The organism is Nocardia sp. NPDC003999 (genome assembly GCF_053604885.1).
The window spans coordinates 259,000-275,310 of sequence record NZ_JBSGIB010000006.1 but is presented as its reverse complement, the minus strand read 5'-3'; the positions used below and the strand labels follow the sequence as shown (position 1 = coordinate 275,310).

15 protein-coding genes and 1 riboswitch are annotated in these 16,311 nt (G+C 68.4%); of the genes, 6 read left to right on the top strand and 9 right to left on the bottom strand.

The annotated features are described in order from the left end of the window. Window positions 1-13: 13 nt before the first annotated feature. A complete protein-coding gene (locus ACWESM_RS16005) occupies window positions 14-1,231 on the bottom strand; it encodes a lipid-transfer protein (protein ID WP_364437804.1) in 1,218 nt (405 codons plus the stop codon). A 354-nt stretch (window positions 1,232-1,585) separates the two neighbouring features. Here ACWESM_RS16005 and ACWESM_RS16000 point away from each other — a divergent pair, with 354 nt between their 5' ends. Then, entirely contained in the window at window positions 1,586-2,167 is a 582-nt protein-coding gene (locus ACWESM_RS16000) for a TetR/AcrR family transcriptional regulator (RefSeq protein ID WP_364437856.1), read from the top strand. 69 nt (window positions 2,168-2,236) lie between these two features. On the opposite strand, the gene ACWESM_RS15995 is transcribed toward ACWESM_RS16000, so the two are convergent. Then, window positions 2,237-3,391 (bottom strand): MFS transporter, encoded by a 1,155-nt coding sequence (locus ACWESM_RS15995; protein WP_452492344.1) that lies wholly within the window; start codon window positions 3,389-3,391, stop codon window positions 2,237-2,239. A 361-nt stretch (window positions 3,392-3,752) separates the two neighbouring features. On the opposite strand from ACWESM_RS15995, the gene ACWESM_RS15990 reads away from it, so the two are divergent. Continuing rightward, window positions 3,753-3,881 carry a hypothetical protein gene (locus ACWESM_RS15990; protein ID WP_364437807.1) on the top strand — a complete coding sequence of 43 codons (129 nt, stop codon included), beginning with the start codon at window positions 3,753-3,755 and terminating at the stop codon, window positions 3,879-3,881. A 173-nt stretch (window positions 3,882-4,054) separates the two neighbouring features. On the opposite strand, the gene ACWESM_RS15985 is transcribed toward ACWESM_RS15990, so the two are convergent. Together ACWESM_RS15985 and ACWESM_RS15980 are read right to left on the bottom strand one after the other, a co-directional pair. Then, window positions 4,055-5,272 (bottom strand): NADP-dependent isocitrate dehydrogenase, encoded by a 1,218-nt coding sequence (locus ACWESM_RS15985; protein WP_355079025.1) that lies wholly within the window; start codon window positions 5,270-5,272, stop codon window positions 4,055-4,057. 355 nt (window positions 5,273-5,627) lie between these two features. After that, window positions 5,628-7,172, bottom strand: coding sequence for an MFS transporter (locus ACWESM_RS15980; protein ID WP_452492313.1), 1,545 nt, complete (start codon window positions 7,170-7,172; stop codon window positions 5,628-5,630). Window positions 7,173-7,253: 81 nt separating this feature from the next. On the opposite strand from ACWESM_RS15980, the gene ACWESM_RS15975 reads away from it, so the two are divergent. Both ACWESM_RS15975 and metX read left to right on the top strand, forming a co-directional pair. Then, window positions 7,254-7,967 (top strand): TetR family transcriptional regulator, encoded by a 714-nt coding sequence (locus tag ACWESM_RS15975; RefSeq protein ID WP_355079021.1) that lies wholly within the window; start codon window positions 7,254-7,256, stop codon window positions 7,965-7,967. Window positions 7,968-8,019: 52 nt separating this feature from the next. Then, window positions 8,020-8,130, top strand: a riboswitch (SAM riboswitch). Between the two features lie 217 nt (window positions 8,131-8,347). Beyond that, window positions 8,348-9,505, top strand: coding sequence for a homoserine O-acetyltransferase MetX (metX, locus tag ACWESM_RS15970; RefSeq protein ID WP_397277174.1), 1,158 nt, complete (start codon window positions 8,348-8,350; stop codon window positions 9,503-9,505). Window positions 9,506-9,568: 63 nt separating this feature from the next. Here the strand turns inward: metX and ACWESM_RS15965 are convergent, their stop codons facing one another. Continuing rightward, window positions 9,569-9,946 carry a winged helix-turn-helix transcriptional regulator gene (locus tag ACWESM_RS15965; RefSeq protein ID WP_452492312.1) on the bottom strand — a complete coding sequence of 126 codons (378 nt, stop codon included), beginning with the start codon at window positions 9,944-9,946 and terminating at the stop codon, window positions 9,569-9,571. A gap of 69 nt (window positions 9,947-10,015) precedes the next feature. Between ACWESM_RS15965 and ACWESM_RS15960 the strand changes: the two genes are divergently transcribed. Continuing rightward, complete coding sequence (locus ACWESM_RS15960; RefSeq protein ID WP_355079015.1) at window positions 10,016-10,663, top strand: nitroreductase family protein; 648 nt, start codon at window positions 10,016-10,018, stop codon at window positions 10,661-10,663. A gap of 38 nt (window positions 10,664-10,701) precedes the next feature. On the opposite strand, the gene ACWESM_RS15955 is transcribed toward ACWESM_RS15960, so the two are convergent. Further along, the gene (locus ACWESM_RS15955; RefSeq protein ID WP_355079114.1) at window positions 10,702-10,947 is read right to left on the bottom strand and encodes a DUF3017 domain-containing protein; all 246 of its coding nucleotides are present in this window, start codon (window positions 10,945-10,947) and stop codon (window positions 10,702-10,704) included. 217 nt (window positions 10,948-11,164) lie between these two features. On the opposite strand from ACWESM_RS15955, the gene ACWESM_RS15950 reads away from it, so the two are divergent. After that, on the top strand, window positions 11,165-11,629 hold the full coding sequence (locus ACWESM_RS15950) for a tRNA (cytidine(34)-2'-O)-methyltransferase (RefSeq protein WP_355079013.1): 465 nt from the start codon (window positions 11,165-11,167) through the stop codon (window positions 11,627-11,629). A gap of 15 nt (window positions 11,630-11,644) precedes the next feature. Here ACWESM_RS15950 and ACWESM_RS15945 read toward each other — a convergent pair whose 3' ends face one another. From ACWESM_RS15945 to ACWESM_RS15935, 3 genes are all read right to left on the bottom strand, one after another. Further along, complete coding sequence (locus ACWESM_RS15945; protein ID WP_364437822.1) at window positions 11,645-11,878, bottom strand: DUF167 domain-containing protein; 234 nt, start codon at window positions 11,876-11,878, stop codon at window positions 11,645-11,647. Further along, window positions 11,835-12,827: a DUF4349 domain-containing protein gene (locus ACWESM_RS15940; RefSeq protein WP_364437825.1), complete on the bottom strand. Its 993-nt coding sequence runs from the start codon at window positions 12,825-12,827 to the stop codon at window positions 11,835-11,837. The genes ACWESM_RS15945 and ACWESM_RS15940 overlap by 44 nt, the downstream gene beginning before the upstream one ends. Window positions 12,828-12,915: 88 nt before the next feature. Beyond that, on the bottom strand, window positions 12,916-16,269 hold the full coding sequence (locus ACWESM_RS15935) for an error-prone DNA polymerase (RefSeq protein WP_364437828.1): 3,354 nt from the start codon (window positions 16,267-16,269) through the stop codon (window positions 12,916-12,918). Between the last annotated feature and the right edge of the window lie 42 nt (window positions 16,270-16,311).

Here is a 16,311-nt window from a genome sequence, read left to right as displayed (position 1 = left end):
AGTTGGTCGGCGTTCAGCGGTCGGCGCGCTGGTAGGCGGTGACGACGGCCGCGCCGCCGAGGCCGATGTTGTGTTGCAGAGCGGCGGTGACGCCGTCCACCTGCCGCTTGTCCGCCGCTCCGCGCAGCTGCCAGGTCAACTCGGAGCACTGCGCGAGACCGGTCGCGCCGAGCGGATGCCCTTTCGAGATCAACCCGCCGGAGGGATTGACCACCCATTTGCCTCCGTAGGTGGTCTTGCCGTCGTCGATCAGCTGCCCCGCCTCGCCCTCGCCGCACAGGCCGAGCGCCTCGTAGAGCAGCAGTTCGTTGGCCGAGAAGCAGTCGTGCAGCTCGATGACCTGGAAGTCCTCCGGGCCCAGCCCGGACTGCTGATAGACCTTCCTCGCGGCATGCACGTTCATGTCGTAGCCGATCAGGTTCTTGGCGGTGTCGTCGAAAGTCGAGGCGAAGTCGGTGGTCATCGCCTGGCCGACGATCTCCACCGCTTGCCCGGCGAGATCGTGGGCGTCGACGAAGTCCTCGCTCGCGAGGATCACCGCGCCGGACCCGTCGGAAGTCGGCGAGCACTGCAGTTTGGTCAGCGGGTCGTAGATCATCCGCGAGGCGAGGATGTCTTCGAGGGTGTATTCGTCCTGGAACTGCGAATACGGGTTGTTCACCGAGTGCTTGTGGTTCTTGTGGCCGATCTTGGCGAAGTGCTCGGCGGTGGTGCCGTACTGCTTCATGTGCTCGCGCCCGGCCGCGCCGAACATCCACGGCGCCACGGGGAACAGCACCTCGGAGATCTCGGCCAGCGCCATGATGTGCTTGGCCATCGGCTGCTCGCGATCGTCCCAGGTGGACCCCAGCGAACCGGGTTGCATCTTCTCGAAGCCCAGCGCCAGCGTGCATTCGGCCAGGCCGCCCCGGATCGCCTGGGCCGCGAGATACAGCGCCGTCGAACCGGTGGAGCAGTTGTTGTTCACGTTGACCACCGGGATGCCGGTCATGCCGAGTTCGTAGACGGCACGCTGGCCCGAGGTGGATTCGCCGTACACATAGCCGACGTAGGCCTGTTCCACCAGGTCGTAGCTGATGCCCGCGTCCGCGAGCGCCTTGGTGCCCGATTCCCTGGCCATGTCCGGGTAGTCCCAGGCGCGAGTAGTGCCGTCGGCTTCCTCGACCAGGCGGCGGCCCGGCTTCTCGAACTTCGTCATGCCGACACCGACGACGTAGACCTTGTTCGTCATCGAACTCCTCAGATTGTGCGTACGCCGCGAGCGGCCGAACGAGCGAAAACAAACATACAAGGTTGTATGTAAGTGAGCAAGAGGTCCGCGCGGAAGCGCGACCACGACCCCAGTAACCAGCCGATTGCATTTCACTTGCTACATACAGTGAGACATGCATGTTTTCATCAGCACCGCCTCCGAAGGCACGCTCGGCCGCAGTCGGATGCCGTCCGCCCGGCAGCCTCGATATCGCCCATTTCCCCGCCGAAACGGCGGAACATACAGCACTGTATGTAAGTGTAGGATCGGGCGGTGGCCAGGAGCGTAGTCGTGAAGCAGCAGCGCCGGACGCAGGAACAGCGCAGCACCGAGATGCGCACCCGGCTGCTGGACGCGACGGTGGACTGTCTGGTCGAGTACGGCTACTCGGGCACCACGACGCCGCGGGTGGCCGAGCGCGCCGGGGTGACCCGTGGGGCGCAGGTCCATCACTTCGGCTCGAAGACCGATCTGGTGGTGGCCGCGATCAGCCACCTGGCGCAACTGCGCGCCGAGACCGCCATGCGGGAGATGTCGCGGGTCGAAACCGGCGACGATCCGGTGGCCGCGGCGCTGGAGTTCCTGTGGGACCTGCACCAGGGTCCGCTGTTCATCGCGACCGTCGAACTGTGGGTGGCGGGGCGGACCGACCCGGTGCTGGCCGCGGCGATGGAGAAGGTCGAGCCGTTCGTCAACAACGCCGTCTTGCTTGCGGTCGCCCGCTTCGTGCCGGACGACGTGCGCCGCAAGGAAGCGCGCGACTTCATCTACACGGCCATGGACGCGCTGCGCGGAATCCTGATCTCGAATTTCATCGACCCGGACGACGAGCGCGCCCGCCGCCGGTGGCGACGCGCCTCGGCGCACTTGCACGACATCGCGGGCCGCGCCCTGGCCGGCCGCCCCGCCGGATAGTCCGCGCCCGACCCGGCGAGTCCCAATCCCGACAAGCCGCCGACAACCTCGGGGCCCGCTTCGACATCGCTACCGCGTCGCTCGCTGCGGGCGTGATCTCCGCGCGGTCCAAGCGGTCACTGTGAACAACGCGACGCCGATCGCCGCGAGGGCCGCCCCGGCCACGGCCGGAGCCGTGTAACCGAGGCCCGCGGCGATGACCAGGCCGCCGAGCCAGGCGCCCGCGGCGTTGGCGATGTTCAAGGCGGCGTGGTTGAGGGCGGCGGCGAGGGTCTGGGCGTCGGCCGCGAAGTCCATCAGACGGGTTTGCAGTGCCGGCGCCAAGGCAGCTCCGGACGCGCCGACCAGCAACGCGCCGAAGGCCGCGGTGTACGGGTTGTGCGCGGCGGCGACGAAGCCACCGAGGATGACGGTCATCGCGACCATCGACACTAGGATGGCGCGGTCCACGCCGCGATCGGCGAGCACGCCGCCGACGATGTTCCCGATCACCATGCCCACGCCGAACAGCATCAACACCAAGGGAACCGCGCCGGCCCGCAGACCCGCCACGTCGATGAGTGTTGTCGCGATGTAGGTGTAGACGGCGAACATGCCGCCGAACCCGACGGCGCCGACCAGCAGCGTCAGCAGTACCTGCGGGCGACGCAACGCGCCGAGTTCGGTCATCGGGTTGGTCACCGTGATGCCGGTGAGTTCCGGCACGAAGCGCAGCAGCGCCGCCACGGTGGTCACTCCGATGAGCGCGACGACCACGAACGCATCGCGCCAGCCGAGATGCTGGCCGAGCCAAGTAGCGGCGGGAACGCCGACAACATTGGCGGCGCTCAATCCCAGCATAACCGCGGCAACCGCCTTTGCCCGCTGCCCTACCGGGGCGAGAGTGGCGGCGGCCAACGAGGCGACACCGAAGTAGGCACCGTGCGGCAAACCTGAGACGAATCGCGCGAGAACCAGCGTCTCGAACGAGGGCGCCAGGACGGTCGCCACATTTCCCAGGGTGAACGCCACCATGAGCGCGACGAGCAGGCGCTTGCGCGGCATCCGCGCGCACAGCGCCGCGATCAGTGGCGCGCCGATCACCACACCGAGCGCGTAGGCCGATACCGCGTGCCCCGCGGTCGGCTCGGAGACCCGCATCGCCGACGCGATGTCCGGCAGCAAACCCATGGTGACGAATTCGGTGGTCCCGATCCCGAATCCGCCGATGGCCAGGGCGAGCATCGCGGGCACGTGCCAATCGGTTCGTCCGGGCGGCGCGGAGGTGCTGGTGGTCAGGGCGCTGGTCACGTGTTCATGTAACCGGCCTCGGCCTGCGATCGCTTCCCCAGCGAACGTGAGTTCGCCCACGTGCCGCCGACGAACTACGCAGGTGAACAGGAGAATTCGCCCAATACGGACGGGCGACCGTAGTCGGCCCGCCACCTTCGAGCATCGTCGCGGTGCCAGCTATCGGCTCGGGCCATGCCCGCGCCGGAAGATCGCCGCGCCCCGGCGATGCGCATCCGCCGATACTGCTGTACAGCGGCTCCCCCGCCGCGCAGGCCGAGCACGCGACATCCGCACGGCCAGCCGCAAGCAAGGCGTGGCGACCGATCTGCTCGATCCCCTGCTGCGACTGTTCGAAACGGAGGTCGAACGCGGCAACGGGGCGGCCGGTTTCACCCGCGCTTTCGCGGGCCTGCTCGATCCCGCCGGAGTCGGCGCGAGCTGACAAGCGGCGACATCGCGAGGCATGCGCGACGGGCCGACGCCCCCAGCGAATCGGTCGCGAAACAGTCCGGGCACCCGTTCCACCGGAGGTGGGGCGGGTGCCCGATGTTCAGCCCGGCGCTGGGTGACCACCCAGCGCCGGAGTCGGCCGAGCGACGCGGCTCGGCCCCGGGATCAGCGCAGCGCGCGAGCCAGGTTGGCGTCCAGCGCGCCGAGGAACTCCTCGGTGCTCAGATAGCCCTGGTCACCGCCGACGAGCAGCGCGAGATCCTTGGTCATCTGGCCGCCCTCGACGGTCTTGATGACGACGTCCTCCAAGGTCTGCGCGAAGCCGATGACCTCGGGGGTGTTGTCCAGCTTGCCGCGATGCTCGAGCCCGCGGGTCCAGGCGAAGATGGACGCGATCGGGTTGGTCGAGGTCGGCTTGCCCTGCTGGTGCTGGCGGTAGTGCCGGGTGACGGTGCCGTGGGCGGCCTCGGCCTCACAGGTGCGGCCGTCCGGAGTCAGCAGCACCGAGGTCATCAGGCCGAGCGAGCCGAAGCCCTGCGCCACCGTGTCGGACTGCACGTCGCCGTCGTAGTTCTTGCACGCCCAGACGTAGCCGCCCTCCCACTTCATCGAGGAGGCGACCATGTCGTCGATCAGCCGGTGCTCGTAGGTCAGGCCCGCGGCGTCGAACTGGCTCTTGAACTCGGCGTCGAAGATGTCCTGGAACGTGTCCTTGAACATGCCGTCGTAGGCCTTGAGGATGGTGTTCTTCGTCGACATGTACACCGGGTAGTTCTGCTGCAGGCCGTAGTTGAACGACGCCCGCGCGAAGTCCTCGATGGACTTGCGGAAGTTGTACATGCCCAGGACGACACCGCCCTCCTCGGGCATCTTCACGACCTCGTGCACGATCGGCTCGCTGCCGTCGTCCGGGGTGAAGGTCACGGTGACGGTACCGCCCTGGAACACCTTGAAGTCGGTGGCGCGGTACTGATCGCCGAAGGCGTGACGGCCGATGATGATCGGCTTGGTCCAGCCCGGCACCAGCCGCGGAACGTTCGAGATGATGATCGGGGCCCGGAAGATGGTGCCACCCAGGATGTTGCGGATGGTGCCGTTGGGCGACCGCCACATCTTCTTGAGGCCGAATTCCTTGACTCGCGCCTCGTCCGGGGTGATAGTGGCGCACTTCACACCGACGCCGTGCTTCTTGATGGCTTCGGCGGCGTCGACGGTGACCTGATCATCGGTCTTGTCGCGGTATTCGATGCCGAGGTCGTAGTACTCGAGGTTCACGTCGAGATAGGGGTGGATCAGCTTGTCCTTGATGAACTGCCAGATGATCCGGGTCATCTCGTCGCCGTCGAGTTCTACGACGGTGCCTTCAACCTTGATCTTGGACATGGATCTTCGTGTCCTCCTAGGATGGTGCCCTCATTGCACGGCCAGGCGAACACGCTTGTGAGCGGACCCCAGCTGTTCCAACAGACAACGTATATGTCCCGCGTTGTCGGCGGGACATGTGGTGCAAACAAGACAAGCGTACTGCTGCCGAAGTCCTCACCGCACGGGCAGCCCCCGGAGTGAGCTGGACCACCTTTGCTACCGATTGGTAGGCAATGCCTTCCAGCGCCTCGGCGGGCACCCGCGCAACCGCCGTCGCCGCCATGATCCGCCTTCCGTTCCAGCACAGCAACCGCCTGGCACACGACGAGGCCCGCGCGGCGTCAGCACGCCGCGCGGACCTCGTTCCGGTGGATCAGACCGCGACCGGAAGCCGTGCCCCGTCCTCGGAACCTTCGATCAGGTTCTCCGGCCGGTCCCGGATCATCAGCGCGATGATCGGGACGGCCGCCAAGAAGAACCCGGCGCCGACGTAGAAGGCCACGTCGTAACTGTGGATCGCGGCCCGCGCGGCCAAGTTGTCGATGCCAGGGTTGTCATGCGCGAAGGTCTTGGCGACCTGCACCGAGATGGTGGTCAGCAGCGCCGTGCCGACCGCCCCGCCGACCTGCTGCGCCGCGTTCAGCAGCGCGGAAGCGACGCCGGAGTCCTCTTCCTCCACCTGATGCAGCGCGACCGTCTGCATGCCGACGAACAGCGGACCCATACCGAGCGCGATGAGCACCTGAGCGGGCAGCACACCGGCGAGGAAGCTGTCACCGAAGCTCAGTTGAGCCAGCAGCACCAGGCCGACGACGCCCAGCACGGCCCCGGCCAGCATCAGCGGACGCGGGCCGAGCTTCGGCAGCAGAGCGCTGGTGACACCCGCCGAGATCGCGATGCCCGCCGGGAAGGGCAGGAACGCGAAGCCCGCCTTCAGGGCGGAGTAGCCCAGCGTGATCTGGAAGTAGAAGCTCAGGAACAGGAACATCGCGAACATCGCGATCGGGATGAGCAGCGCGGCGAGGAACGCGCCGCCCCGGTTGATCTCACCCGGGATGTGCAACGGCAGCAGCGGGTTCGCCGAGCGCCGTTCGATCGCGACGAAGGCGACGAGCAAGGCCAGCCCGGCGACCAGCAGCGCCAGCGTGCTGCCCGCCAGCCAGCCGTCGTCGGCGGCACGACTGAAGCCGTACACGATGGAGATCAGACCGAGCGTCACGGTGACGGCTCCTGGCACGTCGTATCCCCCGCTGCGCGGCGCGGGCACGTCCTTCGCCACCCAGGCCAGCGCGCCGAGCAGCGCGATCAGCGCGATCGGCGTGTTGACCAGCAGGCACCAGCGCCAGGAGGCGTATTCGGTGAGCGCGCCACCGGCGATCAGCCCCAGCGCCGCACCACCCGCGGAGATGCCCGCGAACACACCGAACGCGGTGGCCCGCTCGCCGGGCTCGGTGAAGGTCACCGACAGCAGCGAGAGCGCGGCCGGAGCCAGCAGTGCGGCGAACGCGCCCTGCAACGCGCGTCCGGCGAACAGTTCCGCGCCGGTCTGCGCGAGACCGGCCAGCGCCGACGCACTCGCGAAGCCGATCAGGCCGACGATGAAGATCCGGCGTCGGCCGAGGTAGTCGGCCAGCCTGCCGCCGAGCAGCAGCAGGCCACCGAAGATCAGCGTGTAGGCGGTGAGCATCCATTGCCGGTTGCCGTCGCTGATGTCGAGATCCCGCTGCGCGAACGGCAGCGAGATCGTCACGATGGTGGCGTCCAGCACCACCATGAGCTGGGCTAACGCGATCACTCCCAGCGCGAGCCAACGCGCTGAACCGCTCGCCCGCTGCGGCGCGTGCACCGCTGTCGCGGTCTCGGTCACGGTCTTCTCCTCGTCCTCGATGTCCGGAGCAATCCTGTCATCTAGCGACATTTGTCGTCAAGCGCAAAATGTCGTGTTACGACATTTGACCGTTACGGACAGGAAAACGGCAGGTTGCGTTAACATGGGGGCATGCTCGAGTTATCGGCGCCGACGGGCGCGGGCGCAGCGGCCGACCGCGCCGCCGGCGGCCCGGCGACCCAGGGCCTGCGCGAACGCAAGAAGCAACAGACCAGGCTGCGGATCATCGCCGCGGCCCTGGATCTGTGCGACACACAGGGCTTCGACGCCACCACGATCGAGCAGATCGCCAACGCCGCGGACGTCTCGCCGCGCACGATCAACCGCTATTTCGACAGCAAAGAAGACATCGTCCTGGGGCCCGTGCAGGATTTCGGGCAGACCATCGCCGAGACGCTGCGCGAGTTGCCCCGCACGGGCAACGAACTCGGGGCGCTGCGCCAGGCCTTCCTGCACGTGGTCGATGAAGCCGCCGCGGCGGGCGAGGCGGATCCGCTGTCGTTCCGGCAGTTCCAGAAGATGCAGCGGATTCTGCGCAGCAGCCCGTCGGTCAGCGCGCGCAGCATGGAGCACGCCGACGACAAGAACCACGCGATCGCCGCCGTGGTCGCCGAGCGCCTCGGCACCACGCCGGACGCGCGCCCGGTGCGGCTGATCGTCGGCACCTGGCAACTGATCGGCCACATCGGCATGGAGTGCTCCGACGATGTGTTCCTCGACGACGACCTGGCGGTCGCGGCCAGGGCGGGGCGGGCGGCGTTCACCGAGGCCTACGACGAGTTCGTGCGCACCTGCTGCGGGGCACCGACCGCTGCGGACCAGTGAGTTCGACGGAGGATTTCGGGCGCTGACCGCCCGCCGGTTATGATGCCGGGCAGGTCATGAGTACCAGCGTCAAGCCCCGGCTCGCTGGTCGGCAACCCTCCAGCCGCGGTGGGGTGCTCCGGGTGATGACCTGGCTCCCGAGAGCCGGGAGCAAGCGCGTAACAGGAGGTCGCCGGCATGTGTTGTTGTTCGTTACCCACACACCGCTAACCCCTGCTGTACCGGCGAACACCTGCTTGGGAGCAAACCATGAGTGAATTCACCGCGCCCGGGGCCGAGCGAGGCCCGGCGCAGTCGGCCCCGCACAGCCGTGGTGCCGAGTTCGGGGTCGTGCGCTTCCTCCCGGATCCTCCGCCCGCCGGTTTCGCGGGGGCGGCGACATGACCGTGAACACCGAACCGATCGCGCGGACCTCCGGCATCGCCCTGCCGCCCCCGGATGGACAGCTCGGCACCATCGCCATCGGAGACGTGCGGCTGGAGAACGGCGCGGTCATCCCGGACGTCCACCTCGCGGTACAACGCTGGGGTGAGCTCTCCCCCGGCATGGACAACATCGTGCTGGTCGAACACGCGCTGACCGGCGACTCGCACGTCGTCGGCAAGCCCGACGGCGTGCACCCGCTGCCCGGCTGGTGGGACGGCATGGTCGGTCCCGGCGCGCCGCTGGACACCGACGAATGGTGTGTGCTCGCGACGAACGTGCTCGGCGGCTGCAAGGGCAGCACCGGGCCGTCCACTGCCGCTCCGGACGGAAAGCCGTGGGGCTCGCGTTTTCCCGAGATCTCCATCCGCGATCAGGTGACCGCCGAAGCCGCTCTGCTCGACCTGCTCGGTGTCGAGCGGCTCGCGGCCGTGGTCGGCGGGTCGATGGGCGGTATGCGGGTGCTCGAGTGGATGGTCGGCGCACCGGATCGGGTCGCCGCGGCGCTGGTGCTCGCGGTCGGAGCCCGCGCCACCGCCGATCAGATCGGCACCCAGACCACCCAGATCGCGGCGATCACGTCCGATCCGGACTGGCAGGGCGGCGACTATCACGGCACCGGCCGCGCCCCGACGACGGGGATGGCGCTGGCCCGGCGGATCGCGCACCTGACCTACCGCACCGAGTTCGAGCTGGATCACCGGTTCGAGAACAAGCCGCAGGGCGACGAGGACCCGTGGAACGGCGGACGCTACGCGGTGCAGAGCTACCTGGACCATCAGGCCGAAAAGCTCTGCAAGCGTTTCGATCCCGCCACCTATGTGCTGCTGACCGAGGCGATGAACCGCCACGACGTCGGCCGCGGCCGGGGCGGCATCGAGGCGGCGCTCTCGGCGACGCCGGTGCCGTGCGTGGTCGGCGGCGTCGACTCCGACCGGCTCTATCCGCTGCGGACCCAGCAGGAACTCGCCGATCTGCTGCCCGGATGCGACGGACTGGAGATCGTGCACTCCCGCGACGGGCACGACGGATTCCTCACCGAGGCGGCGGCGGTGTCCAAACTGCTGACCGAGACCATGCGCCTGGCCCGCGCCGGTGTGCGCCCCGAACGCTGACAAGGGTCCACTTCCCCTCGCGCCCGCACTGATCGGTACCTCGCGCCGTGATGCCGTCCACTCTCAGAGCGCTGCGGCTCGCCGCGCCGCTTCGATGTGGTTGATGTTGGTTTCGATCCACTCCCGCAGCGCCGCTATCGGCGTGCGCAGACTGTGCCCCAGCCCTGTCAGCGTGTAGTCGACTCGTGGCGGGATCGTGGGATGCACTGTGCGCGTGACGAAACCGTCGCTCTCCAGTTGCCGCAACGTCTGCGTCAGCATCTTCTGGGAGATGCCATCGATACGGTGGCGCAGATCGGTGTAGCGCATGGTGCCGTCGGCGAGCGCGTCGATGATCAGGACCGTCCATTTCCCCGCGATGTGGTCGAGGATCTCCCGCGTGGGGCACTTGGCGGAGTACACGTCGGCGGGTAGGCCGGAACCTTCTATATAAGTGGGCACCTATTAGAGTGTAGCGCACCAAATAGTGCCTTCTTCCCATTGGAGTGTGACTCTCCGATAGTTAGAAATATGGAGACAAAGACACTTTCGGTAGCCGATGCGATCCGTGGACGTCGCACGGTGCGGCACTATCGCCCCGACCCGGTGGCACCCGAACTGATCGAAGAGTTGCTCGAGCTGACGATGCAAGCGCCGAGCGCATGGAATATGCAGGACCGGTCGATCGTGGTGGTGACCAGCGAATCCGGCCGCGCCGCGCTGTCGGAGGCGGCGTTCGGCCAGCCGCAGCCGAGGGAGGCGCCGGTGGTGCTGGTCTTCGTCGCCGACGCCGCCGCCTGGCGAGACCGCAACGCCGACATCGCCGAACTAGCCGGTCGCAACGGCGCGTGGAACGCCGAGTTCACCGCCATGTTCGACACACGCGCCGAGTATTTGGCGCTGGAACAGCGCGGACTGCTGCGGGAGAACGCCGTCAAGAACGCGATGATCGCGGCCACCTACGCGATGCTCGCGGCGACCGGGCTCGGCTTGGCCTCGGCGCCGATGAACGGCTGGGACGCGGAGTCGGTGAAGCAGGCCATCGGTATCGGCGACCGGGCAGATCTCGCCATCGCGGTACTGGTCACCATCGGCTACAGCGACGCCGCCCCTCCGCACCCGGGGCGTCGTCCGCGCGAGCGGACGGTCTTCGCCGAGCGATTCGCCGCTGCCCGCTGAGCACAAGGGCGACCCGGCCATCGCTGGGTCGCCCGCCCTCAGCCGACGCCGAGCGTGTTGATCGTGGCCGCGAGGAACAGGATGCTCGACCCCAGCAGCGTCAGCGCGCCGACGTCGAACGGCTTGCTGCGCACCGCCAGCAGCCCCACCCGGGTAGTCGGCAGGCATAGCCGGAATGCCGCCGCCAGCAGCGTCGCACCGCCGAAGAAGAACGTCCCGCGCCGCCAACGATCGGACGCCACGAACACCACCGCCACCACGATGACCAGCGTCACGACGACCATCGGCAGATGAGAACGCAAGAACTCCGCTCCCGAACCGCGGCGTCCGGCCCGGGCGATAGGCGTATCGGCATCGGTCACCTTCCCGATTCTTGCAGACCGGTCCGGTGGTCGACGAGTGGCGCATGGCTGCGGCGAATCGCGAGTACTCCCCGCGGCGGTGTGCCACTCGTGTGGGGTGCGGGCGGACGGCTCCGGTGACCTGGTTGACTGATGCGTCGTGTTCCATCTGATGTTCCATGAGCCGTGCATTCCGCCGAATACCGGCAACGCGATCCGGTTGGTCGCGGGGACCGGGTGTCATCTGCATCTGATCGAGCCGTTGGGATTCGATCTGTCGGAGCCGAAGTTGCGCAGGGCCGGGTTGGACTACCACGATCTGGCGTCGGTGACGGTGCACCCGAATCTGGCGGCGGCATGGGAGGTACTGCGCCCGGAGCGAGTTTTCGCGTTCACCACCCAGGGCACCACTCGGTTCACGGACGTGGCCTATCGCGAGAACGACGTGCTGCTGTTCGGCACCGAACCCACCGGCCTGCCCGCGGAGGTGCTGGCCGATCCGCGCATCACCGACCGGCTGCGCATCCCGATGCTGCCCGGTCGCCGCTCCATGAACCTTTCCAACGCGGCCGCGGTGACCGTCTACGAAGCATGGCGCCAACTCGGATTCCCCGGCGGCATTTGAGCTGCGGCGGCGACGTCAAGGCATGTCGATTTCGAATCGTTTGAAGCGGGAGGTCGCACCCGCCGTCAGCCGGACGGCGGACTTGGGGACTCCGTAGTGGCCTGCGAGCAACTCGATGGCGGCCTTGTTGGCCTTGCCTTCGACGGCGGGAGCCCGCACGTACAGTTGCAGGCTCCCGTCGTCGAGGGTCTCCACCAGCGGTCCCTTACGGCTGTTCGGCTTGATCGTCGCCCTTACCACCGTCGGCACTCTTGCCTCCTGCGCTGGTCTCCGCGCCATCCGAGGCGCTGCTCACCGGCTCCGGTGCCGATTCTCCCGCACCAGGCGTGGGCTTGCGCCGCCGCACCAGGCGCACGATCCCCCACAGCACGGCGGCTACCACCGCGAGGAAGCCCAGCCACGGAATCGCTTTGCCGCTGAACACCATCGCGTCCTGCAGCCAGTCCACCAGCGAGTTCCAGCCGGAGACGATGCCGTCCCAGAAGTTGTCGGGGTCGTCGCCGGAGTTCTTGTGATCGGTGGTGACGTCGATGGTCAGCGTGGACAGGGCGACCTGGTCGTCGAGCCTGCGCTTCTGCGCGGTGAGGCTGTCCAGCTCACCCTGGCGGCTGGACAGCGCCTGCTCGGCGGCGATCAGGTCGGAGGTGGTGGTGGCGCCCGCGATGAGTCCGCGCAGCCGGTCGACCGAGGCTTGCAGTGCCTTGATCCGCGCGTCCAGGTCCTCCCAGTGCATGGTGACGTCGTCGCGATTGGTGGTGACCCGGGTGATCTGTCCGACCCCGCCGAGGCCCGCGATGAACGCGTCGGTCTTGTCCGCGGGCAGTCGGACGACGAGCGTGGCGCTTGGCTCGGTGTCGTCGGTGCCGGGCTGCTCGGTGCGGCTGTCGACTCGGCCGCCCGCGGCGCGCACCTGGTCGATGATCGTGCCCGCCGCGGTGACCGGCGCGTCCGCGGTGATCTCGACGCTGCCGGTGACCACCTCCTTGCGGGTGGACGTCGGTTCGGCGCCGGAGTTGTCCTCCCGCTTGGGCGGCGCCTGCTCGTGCAGCCCCGGGGGCACGAGCGCGGGAGCCGCGGGTCCCGGCCCGGTGACGATCGTCGGCGTCCGATCCCGAGCGGGTGCCGCGTTGTCGTCACCGCAGCCGGTGAGCAAGATCAACCCCAGCGCGCCGACGCACAGCACAGCAAGCTTCCTCATGCCTGGCACAGTAGCCGTTCGCACTGCGCGAAAAGCCGCGCATAACGGTTCTCTAGAACGCTTCTAACACTTCCTTAAAGCAACCGGCTCAACGGAAGTCGCGCGATTTGGACGCCATCCGCAGATCCATGCGCTGCAGATGTTCGGCGACCACGCTGACCACGCCCTCGGCATTCTGCACCCGCCCGCGGATGAGCAGCGCGGCCGCGCCTTGGGCCAGTCGCCGGTAGCGCCGCCACAGCCCCAGCGAGCAGACGATGTTCACCATGCCGGTTTCGTCTTCCAGATTGAGAAAGGTGATGCCCTCCGCGGTCGCGGGACGCTGCCGATGCGTCACCGCGCCGCCCACCAGGACCCGCGAGCCGTCGGGCACGGTGCGCAGGCCGGAGGCGGGTATGACGCCGAGGGCGTCCAGGTGGGAGCGCAGGAACTGCGTCGGGTAACTGCCCGGCGAAACGCCCGTGGCCCAGACGTCGGCGGCGGCCGTCTCCAGATCGCTCATCCCGGGCAGGACGGGCGCGGTGGTGGACGCGCCGGTGCCGGGCAACCGGTCCGGGCGCTCACCCGCGGCGGCGCCCGCCGCCCAGAGCGCTTCCCGGCGGGCGCTGCCCAGGCTGCCGAGCGCGCCCGCCGTGGCGAGCGATTCCGCTTGCGCGACAGTGAGTTCCACCCGGCCGGTCAGGTCGAGGAAAGACGTGTAAGGTCGCTCGCCCCTGGCGGCGACGATGCGCTCGGCGAGGTCGTCGCCGATCTGGCGGATCGCGGCGAGACCGAGGCGCACTTCGGTGCCCTTCGCCTCGAGGGTGGGCTCGGCGCGGCTGGCGTTGACGTCGGGACCGTGCACCACGACCCCGTGCCTGCGCGCGTCGGCGACCAGTGATTGCGGCGAGTAGAACCCCATCGGCTGGGCGCGCAGCAGACCCGCGCAGAAGGCGGCGGGATGATGCAGTTTGAACCAGGCCGAGTAGTAGACGATCGAGGCGAAGCTCTGCGAATGACTCTCGGGAAAGCCGAAATTCGCGAAGGCGTAGAGCTTCTCGTAGATACGGTCGGCGACCTCGCCGGTGATGCCGTGCCGCTCCCGCATGCCCTGGTAGAGCCGCGCTTTGAGACGTTCCATGCGCTCCGGTGACCGCTTGGAGCCCATGGCGCGGCGCAGCTGATCGGCCTCCACGGCGGTGAATCCGGCGACGTCGACGGCCATCTGCATGAGCTGCTCTTGGAACAGCGGCACGCCGAGCGTGCGTTCCAGCGAATTCTTCAGCGCCGGATGGTCGTAGACGACGTCCTCGGCCCCGTTGCGCCTGCGGATATAGGGATGCACCGACCCGCCCTGGATCGGGCCGGGGCGGATCAGCGCCACCTCGACCACCAGGTCGTAGAAGCTGCGCGGGCGCAGCCGGGGCAGGGTGGCCATCTGCGCACGCGACTCCACCTGGAAGACACCGACCGAGTCCGCGCGCGAAAGCATCTCGTAGACCTCGGGTTCGGCCAGGTCGAGCGCGTGCAACTCGACGGTCTCGCCTTCGTGCTCGCGCACCAGGTCGATCATGTAGTGCAGCGCGGAGAGCATGCCGAGGCCGAGCATGTCGAACTTCACCAGATCGATGGCCGCGCAATCGTCCTTGTCCCACTGCAGGACGCTGCGGCCGGACATGCGCGCCCATTCCACCGGGCAGACGTCGGCGATCGGCCGGTCGCAGATCACCATGCCGCCGGAATGGATGCCGAGATGCCGCGGCAGCCCCTCGATATCGGCGGCCAGTTCCAGCACCTCGGCGGGGATGTCGGTGTTCGTCTCCGCGCCCACGCCGGTCCAGCGGCTCACCTGCTTGCTCCACGCGTCCTGCTGGCCGGGCGAGAAGCCCAGCGCCCGTGCGGCATCGCGCACCGCGGACTTGCCGCGATAGGTGATCACATTGGCCACCTGCGCGGCGTATTCGCGGCCGTACTTGCGGTAGACGTGTTGGATCGCCTCTTCTCTGCGATCGGATTCGATGTCGACGTCGATGTCCGGCGGGCCGTCGCGCTCCGGGGAGAGGAAACGCTCGAACAGCAAGTGGTTGCGCACCGGGTCGACATTGGTGATGCCGATCGCGTAGCAGACCGCGGAGTTGGCCGCCGACCCGCGGCCCTGGCAGAGGATGTCGTTGTCCTTGCAGAAGCTGACGATGTCGTGCACCACCAGGAAGTAACCGGGGAATTCCAGGTCGTTGATCACCGCGAGCTCGTGCTCGATCTGCCGGTAGGCCTCCGGGTTCTCCTGGGGAGTCCCGTAGCGCGCCGCGGCGCCCGCCATGGCGAGTTCGCGCAGCCAGGACTGCTCGTCGTGTCCGGCGGGCACGTCGAAGGGCGGCAGGTTCGGAGCGATCAACTGCAGGTCGAAGGCGCATTCGCGAGCCAGGGCCGCCGCGTTCGCCACCGCCTGCGGGCAGTCGGCGAACAACCGCGCCATCTCCGCCCCGGACCGCAGGTGCGCACCGCCCGCAGGGGCCAGCCAGCCCGCTATCTCGTCCAAGCTCTGCCTGGCCCGGATCGCCGCGAGCGCCATGGCTCGGCGACGCCCGCTCGGTGCGGCGAAATGCGCTCCGGTGGTGGCGAGCACCGGGAGGCCGAGACGATCGGCCAGGGCGATGAGATGAGCGTTGCGCTCGTCGTCCTCCGGGATGCCGTGATGGGTGAGTTCCACGCTCACCCGATCGGCGCCGAAGCGGTCGGTGAGTTCCCGCAACGCGGCTTCCGAACGCTCGAGCCGGGTGCTGCCCGCGCGCGAGTCGAGTTCGAGCGCCTGGCGCAGGTGACCCTTCCGGCATCCGGTCAGGATGTGCCAGTGCCCCTCGGCCGCCGCGGTGAGCGTGTCGAGGTCGTAGCGCAGGATGCCCTTCTCCCCTGCGGCCATGTGCGCGGCGGCGATCTCTCGGGAAAGCCTGCGGTAGCCCTCTTGGCCGCGGGCCAGCACCAGCAGGTGCGGCCCGGCCGGGTCCGGCGCGCCGGTGCGCGGCGCCGAGTCGGGGGCGGCGGCGTGCCCGCGCACGGCGCCCGGCACGTGTGGTTCGAGTGCCGTGCCGAGCGACAGTTCGGCTCCGAAGACGGTGGGCATGCCCCATTCCTTGGCCGCCTCGGCGAAACGGACGGTGCCGTAGAAGCCGTCGTGGTCGGTGAGCGCGATCGCCGTCAGGCCGAGCCGCACCGCCTCCTCCACCAGTTCCTCCGGCTGGCTCGCACCGTCCAGGAAGCTGTAGGCCGAATGCGCGTGCAGCTCCGCGTACGGGACCGTCGGTTCATCGACAGGGCGCACCGGCTCGGGCCGGTACTCGCCGCGCTTACGCGACCACGCCGGACTGTCGCCGCCGTCGCCCGGATACGTCACATCGGGGCTCGGCCGCCCGGACAGCACCCGCTCCATCTCCGCCCAGCTGGGCGGACCGTTTCCCCAGCCCACGACTCACCTCCTCGTCTCGAACATACATTCGAAGACGGACGA

Coding starts and splice junctions, on each gene's coding strand:
- ACWESM_RS16005 (WP_364437804.1), bottom strand. CDS start 1,231: ATGACGAACAAGGTCTACGTCGTCGGTGTCGGCATGACGAAGTTCGAG.
- ACWESM_RS16000 (WP_364437856.1), top strand. CDS start 1,586: ATGCGCACCCGGCTGCTGGACGCGACGGTGGACTGTCTGGTCGAGTAC.
- ACWESM_RS15995 (WP_452492344.1), bottom strand. CDS start 3,391: ATGCTCGCCCTGGCCATCGGCGGATTCGGGATCGGGACCACCGAATTC.
- ACWESM_RS15985 (WP_355079025.1), bottom strand. CDS start 5,272: ATGTCCAAGATCAAGGTTGAAGGCACCGTCGTAGAACTCGACGGCGAC.
- ACWESM_RS15980 (WP_452492313.1), bottom strand. CDS start 7,172: ATGTCGCTAGATGACAGGATTGCTCCGGACATCGAGGACGAGGAGAAG.
- ACWESM_RS15975 (WP_355079021.1), top strand. CDS start 7,254: ATGCTCGAGTTATCGGCGCCGACGGGCGCGGGCGCAGCGGCCGACCGC.
- metX (WP_397277174.1), top strand. CDS start 8,348: ATGACCGTGAACACCGAACCGATCGCGCGGACCTCCGGCATCGCCCTG.
- ACWESM_RS15960 (WP_355079015.1), top strand. CDS start 10,016: ATGGAGACAAAGACACTTTCGGTAGCCGATGCGATCCGTGGACGTCGC.
- ACWESM_RS15955 (WP_355079114.1), bottom strand. CDS start 10,947: ATGGTCGTCGTGACGCTGGTCATCGTGGTGGCGGTGGTGTTCGTGGCG.
- ACWESM_RS15940 (WP_364437825.1), bottom strand. CDS start 12,827: ATGAGGAAGCTTGCTGTGCTGTGCGTCGGCGCGCTGGGGTTGATCTTG.